Source organism: Aquimarina sp., from assembly GCF_977115655.1.
Genome location: NZ_CDSBKO010000065.1, coordinates 20,908 through 31,781, shown reverse-complemented (window position 1 = coordinate 31,781; position 10,874 = coordinate 20,908). Strand labels below are relative to the sequence as shown.

Annotated in this window: 10 protein-coding genes and 1 other RNA gene; 6 read left to right on the top strand and 5 right to left on the bottom strand. The window is 30.3% G+C overall.

The window, feature by feature from the left end; genetic code table 11:
* The first annotated feature begins 150 nt into the window (after window positions 1-150).
* Window positions 151-981, top strand: a complete 831-nt coding sequence (locus ACZIYX_RS20420) for a mechanosensitive ion channel family protein (protein WP_462684111.1) — start codon at window positions 151-153, stop codon at window positions 979-981.
* An 853-nt stretch (window positions 982-1,834) separates the two neighbouring features.
* On the opposite strand, the gene ACZIYX_RS20415 is transcribed toward ACZIYX_RS20420, so the two are convergent.
* Window positions 1,835-1,978 carry a hypothetical protein gene (locus ACZIYX_RS20415; RefSeq protein ID WP_462684110.1) on the bottom strand — a complete coding sequence of 48 codons (144 nt, stop codon included), beginning with the start codon at window positions 1,976-1,978 and terminating at the stop codon, window positions 1,835-1,837.
* 502 nt (window positions 1,979-2,480) lie between these two features.
* Between ACZIYX_RS20415 and ACZIYX_RS20410 the strand changes: the two genes are divergently transcribed.
* Both ACZIYX_RS20410 and ACZIYX_RS20405 read left to right on the top strand, forming a co-directional pair.
* Window positions 2,481-3,137 (top strand): TrmH family RNA methyltransferase, encoded by a 657-nt coding sequence (locus ACZIYX_RS20410; RefSeq protein ID WP_462684109.1) that lies wholly within the window; start codon window positions 2,481-2,483, stop codon window positions 3,135-3,137.
* Between the two features lie 25 nt (window positions 3,138-3,162).
* Window positions 3,163-3,528, top strand: coding sequence for a VOC family protein (locus tag ACZIYX_RS20405; RefSeq protein ID WP_462684108.1), 366 nt, complete (start codon window positions 3,163-3,165; stop codon window positions 3,526-3,528).
* 81 nt (window positions 3,529-3,609) lie between these two features.
* Here ACZIYX_RS20405 and ACZIYX_RS20400 read toward each other — a convergent pair whose 3' ends face one another.
* The 3 genes from ACZIYX_RS20400 to ACZIYX_RS20390 all read right to left on the bottom strand — a co-directional run bounded on the left by ACZIYX_RS20400 (window position 3,610) and on the right by ACZIYX_RS20390 (window position 7,527).
* Window positions 3,610-4,377, bottom strand: a complete 768-nt coding sequence (locus tag ACZIYX_RS20400) for a carboxypeptidase-like regulatory domain-containing protein (RefSeq protein ID WP_462684107.1) — start codon at window positions 4,375-4,377, stop codon at window positions 3,610-3,612.
* Between the two features lie 136 nt (window positions 4,378-4,513).
* On the bottom strand, window positions 4,514-6,304 hold the full coding sequence (locus ACZIYX_RS20395; RefSeq protein WP_462684106.1) for a DEAD/DEAH box helicase: 1,791 nt from the start codon (window positions 6,302-6,304) through the stop codon (window positions 4,514-4,516).
* 173 nt (window positions 6,305-6,477) lie between these two features.
* Entirely contained in the window at window positions 6,478-7,527 is a 1,050-nt protein-coding gene (locus tag ACZIYX_RS20390) for a glutaminyl-peptide cyclotransferase (protein WP_462684105.1), read from the bottom strand.
* An 88-nt stretch (window positions 7,528-7,615) separates the two neighbouring features.
* On the opposite strand from ACZIYX_RS20390, the gene ffs reads away from it, so the two are divergent.
* From ffs to fsa, 3 genes are all read left to right on the top strand, one after another.
* Window positions 7,616-7,714, top strand: an RNA gene (gene ffs / locus ACZIYX_RS20385) — signal recognition particle sRNA small type.
* A gap of 99 nt (window positions 7,715-7,813) precedes the next feature.
* Entirely contained in the window at window positions 7,814-8,632 is an 819-nt protein-coding gene (locus ACZIYX_RS20380) for an SDR family oxidoreductase (protein ID WP_462684104.1), read from the top strand.
* Between the two features lie 130 nt (window positions 8,633-8,762).
* Window positions 8,763-9,416 (top strand): fructose-6-phosphate aldolase, encoded by a 654-nt coding sequence (gene fsa / locus ACZIYX_RS20375; RefSeq protein WP_462684103.1) that lies wholly within the window; start codon window positions 8,763-8,765, stop codon window positions 9,414-9,416.
* 161 nt (window positions 9,417-9,577) lie between these two features.
* Here fsa and ACZIYX_RS20370 read toward each other — a convergent pair whose 3' ends face one another.
* Entirely contained in the window at window positions 9,578-10,822 is a 1,245-nt protein-coding gene (locus tag ACZIYX_RS20370) for a hypothetical protein (RefSeq protein WP_462684102.1), read from the bottom strand.
* Window positions 10,823-10,874 lie beyond the last annotated feature (52 nt).

Below are 10,874 nucleotides of genomic sequence, written 5' to 3'. Positions count from 1 at the left end.
AGCAAAACCGAAGAAGTGAATTTATAATTATTAAATAATTAGAGGTTTATAACACAGGTTAGTTGCTTATTAAAGTTTTATTATCTAAGATATTTGATTTATTATTGTCAGAATATATCTTAGATAATAGAACTTTAAATCATTATGGTTATGGAAAAAGCTCAAGAATGGTTCAATTACGGTATTGAACTGGCAAAAGAATTTGGACCTAAATTAGTTACAGCGATCCTTATATATATAATAGGGTCGTGGGTTATAAAAAAACTAATAGGCAGCATGAAAAAAGTAATGGCAAAAAGTAAATATGATGAGTCATTACAAAAGTTTTTATTAGATCTTGTATCATGGGTATCAAAAGTATTTTTGGTTGTATTGGTTATTTCAAGACTGGGAGTGGATGTTACTACATTTGCTGCAATAATAGCTGCAGCAGGTTTAGCAGTAGGTTTGGCATTACAAGGTTCTTTATCTAATTTTGCAGGAGGAGTATTAATTATGATTTTTAAACCATATAAGATAGGAGATGTAATAGAAGCCCAAGGAGTTATAGGATCGGTTAAATCCATAGAGATTTTTACTACAAAAATAACTACTCCTCAAAATAAACTCGCTATTATTCCTAACGGAGCAATTGCAAATGGAAATATAGTGAATTATTCTGCAGAGAAATGGATGAGGGTGGATCTTACTATTGGAATAGGATATGATGAAGATATAAAAAAAGCAAAAGATGTTTTATTAGAAGTTTTAACCTCTAATCCAAAAGTACTACAAGACCCGGCACCTTCAATAAATGTAGAAGCATTAGGAGAAAGTTCTGTCGATTTGGCGGTACGTCCATATTGCATACCACAAGATTATTGGGATGTTTATTTTGATGTTCTTGAAAACTGCAAAATAGCATTGGATAAAGCAGAAATAGAGATTCCATACCCACATTCTGTAGAAATCCAAAAAAAGATAGTAAAATCAACTATATAAGATAAGAGATCGTCTAAAAGGTAAATATACAAATGTCTAACTGAATAGAATTATTTTTGGTTCAAACGAAAGAGTACTAAAAGATAAGGTTCAGTTTTTTTTGATATGTTAAATTTTCAAAAAATGGAAGCAAAAATGTATTGTTCTTATTATTGGTTAAGTGGTATTACTTGTTTAATTGACGTTTTTTGAATAGAATAAAAACAGACAAAAAGCTTCTAAAACAAGTTTAAATGTTTTTTTTAAATTGTTTATGAAGGTTTTTTCTTTCATTTTTAGTAGTTCTTGATATATTGTTTTTTTATTGGATAGTGTTTTAAGTATTTGATTATCAAATGTTTATTTAGAAAATAACTTTTTTAAAATACTAATTTATTCTTTTTAGAATTGAAATTTATCACATAATTCATGTTATGGTAAAACCATAATTATTATGTGTTTTTAAGGTATACGATTTTAATTATTTGTGACTATCTTTAAATATCGCTTTTAATAAATGAAGTGATATTCTAATTTTTAAGCATAAGGATTAGTATGTAGATTATATAATACTTATATGTTATATAGTATTCAAATAACTTAGTTATTTGAAGTTATTTTGTAGTAAGGGGCAGTTTTGTCTGTCGTAAAAAAATGTGAGGACTATTGAAATTTTGAAATCAATTATTACTATAATATCGAGTTCAATATTTTAAGGTTTAAACAAAAACAACCCCGCAATTGTGAAACTTTGGCGAGCCAACAAAAGCAGGGTCTGAATAACGATTAATTATGGATCAATCATTATGGGAAGACTATTATTTTTCACACAAAAAAAATATCAATTAATAGTATTAATTGAAGTCTGTTTACTTTATTTTAGAGAAAAAACATCTTGTTTTTTTACAGCTTTTTCAGAGCTGAAATATAGTAATTCTTTATCTTCTATACGGGTTTTCCATACTTTTTTTAGTAATTTATTAACTAAATCAATAAATAAAAAAAAATCGGTTTTCATTACAACACCTTTTTTGCCGCTATTAATGTTCGTAAAATCAGTGATTTGTATTTGTTTCTTGTCTTTTTTTAGAAGATTAAAATGTGAAATCAATTGCTTATTTTTTATAAATAAGAAGTGCGTGCAGTTTGGATAAAAATAAAGTTTATAAAATGCAGATAAATATTTTGAAATATAAATAATAAAAAAATTGACTAATACTATAACAGGTATTGGTTATAACAGAACATTTTGACAATGTGTTTACTTAAAACCTTCCGTTTTTAGGGGTAATTTCGGGAGGTTTTTTTTTATAAATATTGTGACAACAATTTTTTTATAAAATTATTACTTGTCTTTAGTTAAAGACAAGGACATTATGTATTTATGTTTCTTGTAATTAAATTTTTATAACAATTTTAAATTAGGTTAAGTAGATTGTTAGGGAGCTGTCTAATGTTTATCATTAGTTCGGCTCTTTTTTTATTCTTAAAATTGTATATGTTTTTATACTTTAGCAGTTATGATAGATATAAAACTTCTGGAATATTTAGAGTCATTCCTTACATCAAGAAGACAAGGTTTGTGCAAAAAAATCCTTAATGAACGAACAAATCATTTTACTGTAGCTGTAGAAGATGTATATCAGCTACATAATACTAGTGCAGTAATACGTAGTTGCGATGTTTTTGGTATACAAAATATACATGTAATAGAAGAGGTTAATGTAAAGCGAATTGATAGGGAAATAGCTATGGGAGCACAGAAATGGGTTGATATTAACCGATATGACTCTACAAGTAAATGTATACAGGTTTTAAAAAATAAAGGTTATCAAATTGTAGCTACTACACCTCATGATGATTCTAAAGTATTACAAGATTTTGATATAAATACACCAGCAGCCTTTTTTTTTGGAAGAGAACAACAAGGGTTAAGTGATACGGTTCTTAATGCTGCAGATAGCAAACTCCACATTCCTATGGTTGGCTTTACAGAAAGTCTTAATATATCTGTTTCCGCAGCAATAATATTACAACATGTTACTTCGAGGTTAAGAGAGACAGATATTAAATGGCAATTATCCGAAGATGAAAAATTAAAAAAACGTTTAGAATGGACAAAGAAGGTAGTGAAGAGTCACGAACAAATAATTGCTCGTTATTATGAAAATAAATAACTTTATTGTCTAAAAACTTTAAGTTATGATCACATGGTTTGAGATTCCTGTTACAAATATGAATAGGGCAAAAAAATTTTATGAAAAAGTATTTGATATTCAGATATCACTTCATGATATGGAGGGCGTTCAAATGGGGTGGTTTCCTAACAAAAATACATCAGGAGTAGCAACAGGAACATTAATTCATGCAGGAGAAAACTATAAGCCTAGTAAAGATGGGGTATTAATATATTTTTCTTGTGATGATGTTGCTAATGAAATCAGTAGAGTAGAAGATGCAGGAGGTGAAATAGTTTTTAATAAAAAAGAAATTTCAGAAAATAATGGTTACATGGCATATTTTATGGATCCTGAAGGAAACCGAATAGCCTTACATTCTATGAAATAGCTTTTAGTTCTGACACTGTTTCAATAAGAATGTAACTTAAATACGAAGTTTTTTTAATTTCATACTTCATAAATCAGTACCTTATTTTCTATCTAATATTTTGTACTCTTCATAACATTCGCTTATAGCATCAAGAATTTGTAAGTCGTTTGCAAATTTTATAAAATCGACAGAATAGTTACAGTTTCTAAGAATTTCATCAATATCTAACCTTTCTACTTGTAGTAAAGCCATTAAAGTAGCACGATCAAATTTAGTTTCTAAAAGATTTCTAATATCATCATCTTTCTTCATTTTACGAAGTTTTCTTAACTCTTTAGATCGTTTACTAAATATATTATATAAAAAATCTGCAGGATTAAATATAGCTCCTAATACCTTATTAACAGCTCCAGGCTGTCTGTTTCCTCCTTCATATCCAGAATTTAGTCCAGAGATACTATATCTGTAATTGTTGTATACAGGTATTCTTTTTGCATCAATTTCTAAATAGCCTGTTAATTGTACATCAGCAACGACAACTTCTTCCAGAGCGATTCCTAATTCGGTCATCTTAATCTTAACTTCTCCAAATTTAATCCAGTCGTTGGTTACTCTAATTCGAATTGGTTTAAAACCTATATAAGAAAAATATAGGGTATCGTTAACCTTAGCCTGAATTTTAAAATCACCTTCATCGTTGGTTATTGTACCAACTACTTGACTAAGGTTTATAATATGAACATTTTGTAGTTTTTGATCATTAGAAGCATTTTGTACTTTTCCAGAAACGATATCAGAGATACTTTCTTTCTGCGAATAAGACATTGTGCTTATTATTAGGCTAATAAAAAATAATATTTTTTTCATTTATTTATAATATAATATTCAATTTTAAATAAAATACCATATACATGTAACAAGATAATATGATTTTTGACTTGATTTTTATGTTATTTTATTTTATTTTATTTAAAATTGAATTATACTAAAGATGCTTTTATGATTATTTACGATCACTTCGTTTTCTTCTGTCTTTTCTTTGGTTACCTCCTCCGCTACTTCTGTCATCACCAGAGTTAAAACGACTTTTGCTTCTGGGTTTAAAACCATCGCTTCTGCGTTTGCCTTTATAACCTCCTCCGCTATTACCTTCACTACGTCCTCCATCACGACGACGTTTTCCACCTCGGCTTCTACCAGAATCTTTAGAGATTTCTACGTTAACTTTTCTTCCTTCCATTTTAAAATCTTCAAAAGCAGAAAGAACGCGTTCCTGATGTTCTGCATTAGTGTTAAAAAACGAAAAGCTTTCTTTTACATCTACCCGGCTTAATGAATCGCTTCCTATGTCTAAAAGGTCCTTTAGGAAATCCTTTAATGTCATCCAGTCAAAACCATCTTTTTCTCCTACATTGATAAAATAACGAGTACTGCCGCTGCTATCATTATCAAAATTACTTTCCCTTTCATTAGAGGTATTCAAATCTTTAGATTTTTTGTAGTAATTATGAAAACGAGAAAATTCTACTGAAAAGAACTTTTTAATTAGTTCCTCTTTAGAAAAACCTTCTAAAACTTCATTAATAGATGGTAAATAGCTGTCAATTTCATGATTTATTTCGGCTTTGCTAATATCGTTTGCGAGATGAAAAAGTTGTACCTGGCAAATTTCTTCACCACTTGGTATATCTTTTTTCTCAAAATTTTGTTTGATAATTCGCTCTACAGATTTAATCTTTCTAACCTCACTTTTAGAAACAATTACCATAGAAACGCCACTTTTTCCTGCGCGTCCGGTTCGTCCACTACGGTGAGTGTATGTTTCTATTTCATCCGGAAGCTGATAATTTATAACATGTGTTATATCATCTACATCAATACCGCGGGCAGCTACATCTGTAGCAACAAGCATTTGTATTTGTCGATTTCTGAAACTTTTCATAACCAAATCTCTTTGGTTTTGGCTTAAATCACCGTGTAAAGCTGCTGCGTTGTAACCATCTTCAATAAGATTTTCTGCTACTTTTTGTGTATCTCTTTTTGTACGACAAAATATAACAGAAAAAATATCAGGGTTAGCATCTGATAGCCGTTTTAATGCGGCATATCTATCTCTTGAGTTTACTACATAATATTCATGAGAAACATTTTTAGATCCAGTATTTTTATGACCTACAGTAATTTCTACAGGATTACGCATAAAACGTTTAGCGATAGTAGAAACTTCTTTTGGCATAGTAGCCGAAAATAACCAAGTGTTCTTTTCTTTTGGAGTATGAGATAAAATAGCGTTAATATCTTCATAGAATCCCATGTTAAGCATTTCATCTGCTTCATCCAGAATACAATATCCAATTTTGGAAATATCTACCATTTTACGGTTAATCATATCCTGCATTCGCCCTGGTGTTGCTACAATAATCTGAGCTCCTCTTTGGATTTGTTTTGCTTGATCGGTTATGCTAGCACCACCATATATAGCTACAGTATTTAATCCGGGGATAAATTTAGAGTAATTTTTAAACTCATTGGTAATTTGTAAACAAAGCTCACGAGTAGGAGATAGGATTAATCCTTGTGTAATTCTGCTGCTGCTATCTATTTTTTCAATTAAAGGAAAACCAAAAGCAGCTGTTTTTCCAGTTCCCGTTTGTGCTAATGCAACAATATCAGTATCTTCATTTAGCAAAATAGGGATTGCCTTTTCTTGTACTTCACTTGGGGTTTCAAAACCCATTTCATTCACCGCCTTTATAATGGCTTCACTAAGGCCTAATGCTTCAAATTTATTCATATAATAGTTAAAATAAGCCGCAAAGGTACGGTTTATTATCTGTCTATTATAATAACGAACGATTTATTATAATGTTACAATCTGGATGGGAGCTTTATAGCCCTCAATATGGTCTTTAAATATATTATGCTATGTATTAGCTTTGTTTGCTTCTGTAAAAAATAGATTGTTATTTATTTGATTACTTTAATTTCAAAAAGTTTGTCCCAGTTTTTTCCAGTAACAAATAGTTGTTTTGTTTCTTTTTTATAAGCAATACCATTTAAAACATCCAAATCTTTATGTTGCGTTACTTTTTCGCGGAGCCCGGACAGGTTGATAACAGCTTCCAGAGCACCGTTTGTTGGGTTGATTACCGCTATGCCGTCTTTTTGCCATGTATTTGCATAGATTTTGCCTTCTACCCATTCCAGTTCATTAAATCTGGATTTCACACTTTTATTAGTGGTAACTTCGATATAACTTTTTTCAGCAAGTGTTTCGGGATCTAAAAACCATATCTTTTCAGAGCCATCACTTTTATATATAGTTTTTCCGTCAAAACAAAGCCCCCAACCTTCTTTACTTTTATTATATGTAAAATTGCCGGTTTTTTCCAAAGTCTTACGATTATATATAAACCCTTCTTTAGAAGTCCAGGTAAGTTGAATTATTTTATCTTCAATAATAGTTATTCCTTCTGCAAAATACTCTTTGGCAATATCTTTTTGTTGTATTACTTTTCCAGTTATGTAGTCTACTTTTCTTAACGAAGAGGCTCCTTTTCTTCCTGTGCTTTCATAAAGTGTATCCTTGTAAAATTCTAATCCTTGTGTAAAAGCCTTAATGTCATGGGGGTATTCGGCAATAATTTTGTATGAATATAATTTTGGGGCGCTATGGTTTAGAAAAATGATTTTTTTAGTAATGGTATCCATGTTTCCATCATAAAATATCTGGGCAGTCAAGGTATGATTACCTAGTTTTTCATCATCTATTTTTTCTTCATAGTCAAAGTTGCTTTTAAAAGAAGTTGTTTTATTATTTAATATATAAGTTACAGAATCTATTTTGAAGTTTTTAGGGTTTGAAATACTTGCTTTTATTGTTTCTCCAAGTATAAAATTGACTTTATTATCGGGAGTAACAATAGAAAAGTATTTTTTTTTCTTGTCAGAATTACTTCCGCAAGAAAAACAAAGATTACTTAATAATATGATGACGAATAAGTTACGAAAATTCATTTGTGTGATTTAAGTTTATTGCAAGATATTTATTTTAATTGGGTTTAAAAAATCATTGTTTTATATATTAAAGATTGTATCTTTGCATCGGCAAGTCCTACACAACTAGCTCCTGTTGAATCCTCCAGGGCGGGAACGCAGCAAAGGTAGACGGTTGTAGCAGTGTGATGTAGGTAGCTTGCCTTTTTTTGTACATAATAGTTACCTCTTTACCATCTTTTCTTAATTTGTTTATTCCTCGTTTCATTATATATAATTAAATGTTCATAATTGTATATTTGCAATTATGGATAATAAAAATAAAACAGTTGTTTTAATAACAGGAGGTTCTTCAGGAATAGGAAAATCGATAGGGGTATATTTAACTCAAAAAGGGTATATAGTATATGGTACTAGTCGTAACCCATCAGGATTTTCTGATTTTTCACCTTTTACTCTTTTACAATTGGATGTAGCAGATACCGCTAGTATTCTGACTGCGGTTAAAATTATTGAAGAAAAACACGGAAGATTAGATATTTTGGTTAATAATGCAGGAGCAGGAATAACAGGACCCATAGAAGAAATTCCTAACGAAGAAATAGTTAAAAATTTTAACACCAATTATTTTGGACCAATTAATGTTACCAAAGCTGTTTTGCCAATAATGAGAAAACAAGGTAGTGGTTTAATTATCAATATTACCTCTATAGCTGGTTATATGGGGTTGCCTTTCAGGGGTATTTATAGTGCATCAAAAGCTGCTTTAGAAATGACTACAGAGGCATGGAGGATGGAGTTAAAAAGTTTTAATATTAAAATGACGAATATTGCTCCCGGGGATTTTGCAACAAATATTGCTGCAGGACGCTATCACGCTCCGGTAATTAAAGACTCTCCTTATAAAAAATCGTATGGGGATACTTTAAAATTAATGGATGACCATGTAGATAAAGGAAATGACCCACTAGAAATGGCAGAAGCGGTTTTTAAAGTTATAGAATCCAAAAGCCCAAAAGTGCATTATAAAGTAGGGGCATTTATGCAAAAATTCTCTATTGTTTTAAAGCGAATTTTGCCAGATAGAACATACGAGAAACTCTTGATGAATCATTATAAGTTATGAGTTGTTTTTTTGTAGTAAGGTTTTTTAAATAAACCAAAAGATCATGCGGGACGATAATGATTATTTTTATCTTCGCACTCTAATATGAATAGCATAAAAATTTATACATAACAACTTTAAAAATAGTAATATGAAATTTTTTATTGATACTGCAAATCTGGATCAGATTAAAGAGGCACAAGACCTGGGTGTTTTGGATGGAGTAACTACAAATCCATCTTTGATGGCAAAAGAAGGTATCACTGGTAAAGAAAATATAATAAATCATTATAAAAAAATATGTGAAATTGTAACCGGGGATGTTAGTGCAGAGGTTATTTCTACAGATTATGATGGCATTATCAAAGAAGGAGAAGAATTAGCAAAGCTTCATGACCAGATTATTGTAAAAGTGCCTATGATTAAAGATGGCATCAAAGCGATTAAATATTTTAGTGACAAAGGGATTAAGACAAATTGTACTTTGGTTTTCTCTGCGGGACAAGCACTGCTTGCTGCCAAGGCCGGAGCTACTTATGTATCTCCATTTATTGGTAGATTAGATGATATTTCTACAGATGGACTTAATCTTATTGCCGAAATTAGACTGATTTACGATAATTATGGTTTTGATACACAAATTTTGGCAGCCTCTGTAAGACATACTATGCATGTAATAGATTGTGCAAAAATTGGAGCAGATGTTATGACAGGGCCTCTTTCTTCTATCGAAGGACTACTTAAACACCCTTTGACCGATATAGGGCTGGCTAAGTTTCTTGAGGATTATAAAAAAGGAAATTAGACCGTGTTTTTTGATAAATTTTAATCCTCGATTAAAGAGTTGATTCCCCAGGGGTAATCTCTCAAAAGCGAAATATATTTTTGGAAGCTTACCTGCAGGTATTGCTCTGGGGTTGTTGATTATAATATAGACAAAGCTATTCTGATTAAAGAGTAGCTTTGTTAGTTTTCCAGACTTGCTAATTGGGTATATTGCATTAGTTGTTTTTCAAATAAAGAAGCAAATAAATCTGTATTAGGGTTTATGATTTTTCCTTCCTGATCTACAAGTATAACTTTATTTCTATAATGAATTACCAGTTCTTCTGAAGAACATTTGGGGTATTTAAATTCATATTCATAGTCTAAGTTGTATTGATGTCTTTTTATTGTCTTTAACCAATTCTTTGTTTGTTCATTGTCTGTGTTTATAGCAATAAAATCAATAGTTGGGTATATTGTACTTAGTCGGGCAGTTTTTTTGTGAGCTCTTACATAATGATCCTTGCTCTCCATAGACCAAAAATATAGAGCTGTAATAGGTTTTTTAAAAAGAGAAGATAGTTTTACTGTTTCTCCTTTTGAAGTAATCAATTCTTGGTTAGGTATAATTTTGTTAGGTCTTAATTCTGAGATGAACCTGGCAAGTTTTTTTAATTCTATTTGTGATTTTTTGTTAGAACTGATACTAAGATAATGTTTTAATATTTTGTTGGATTCAAAATCATTTTTACTGTCCAATAAAAAATTGGTGGTAAATCTTCTAAGGAGATTGTTTTTAATAAAAGGATGCTTTATCATGCTGTCTATTAAATCCAATTTATACAAGGTGCCACCAACCTGGTCATTATATTTGGATAATTTATTTGCATAATTAGATAGAGAAGTATTAGTGAAATAGTAATTTAAAAATCTGTGATAAGAGTATAGTATTTTTAGATCGTCATCATTAAAATTAATTTTGTTTCGATAACTAAAAAAAGAGGTAGGTAGATTTCTAGTAGCGTTAAGCCCTCCCATTTCATAACGTCTGTTAAAATACAACTCGTGCCTTGTGTAATAATCAAATATTAAACTGGCTTGAGTAAGTTTTTTGGACAAATCGCTTAGGTTGTTTCGTTTAACCAGTTTTTCGTATGTGATTAGTTTTAGATTAAGCAAAGAGTCCTGTTTTTTTTTAAAATATGATGGAGGAAATCTGAAATCAGTTCTTCTTAATTGTTCCCGTTCTATTTCGTTTTGTAAAAACAAATCTATCAAAAAGTTGTTTTTTTCAGAACCATCACCACTAAACACAAGAGATTCATCAAATTCTAAAGTATTTAGACGAATAAGGATACTGTCTCCTTTTTCAAGAATAAAAATTTGATTTTCAGGATTATGTTTAAAATAATATAAGCCATCGTCATGGTTTTCTATTTTGTGCATGAACCTATTGTTCTTGTCCAAAAAGATAGTATCATTGTGTTCAAAGTCTTTA

Excerpts from the sequence above, each read along its gene's own strand:
- ACZIYX_RS20420 (WP_462684111.1), top strand. The coding sequence starts at position 151 with ATGGAAAAAGCTCAAGAATGGTTCAATTACGGTATTGAACTGGCAAAA.
- ACZIYX_RS20415 (WP_462684110.1), bottom strand. The coding sequence starts at position 1,978 with ATGAAAACCGATTTTTTTTTATTTATTGATTTAGTTAATAAATTACTA.
- ACZIYX_RS20410 (WP_462684109.1), top strand. The coding sequence starts at position 2,481 with ATGATAGATATAAAACTTCTGGAATATTTAGAGTCATTCCTTACATCA.
- ACZIYX_RS20405 (WP_462684108.1), top strand. The coding sequence starts at position 3,163 with ATGATCACATGGTTTGAGATTCCTGTTACAAATATGAATAGGGCAAAA.
- ACZIYX_RS20400 (WP_462684107.1), bottom strand. The coding sequence starts at position 4,377 with ATGAAAAAAATATTATTTTTTATTAGCCTAATAATAAGCACAATGTCT.
- ACZIYX_RS20395 (WP_462684106.1), bottom strand. The coding sequence starts at position 6,304 with ATGAATAAATTTGAAGCATTAGGCCTTAGTGAAGCCATTATAAAGGCG.
- ACZIYX_RS20390 (WP_462684105.1), bottom strand. The coding sequence starts at position 7,527 with ATGAATTTTCGTAACTTATTCGTCATCATATTATTAAGTAATCTTTGT.
- ACZIYX_RS20380 (WP_462684104.1), top strand. The coding sequence starts at position 7,814 with ATGGATAATAAAAATAAAACAGTTGTTTTAATAACAGGAGGTTCTTCA.
- fsa (WP_462684103.1), top strand. The coding sequence starts at position 8,763 with ATGAAATTTTTTATTGATACTGCAAATCTGGATCAGATTAAAGAGGCA.
- ACZIYX_RS20370 (WP_462684102.1), bottom strand. The coding sequence starts at position 10,822 with ATGCACAAAATAGAAAACCATGACGATGGCTTATATTATTTTAAACAT.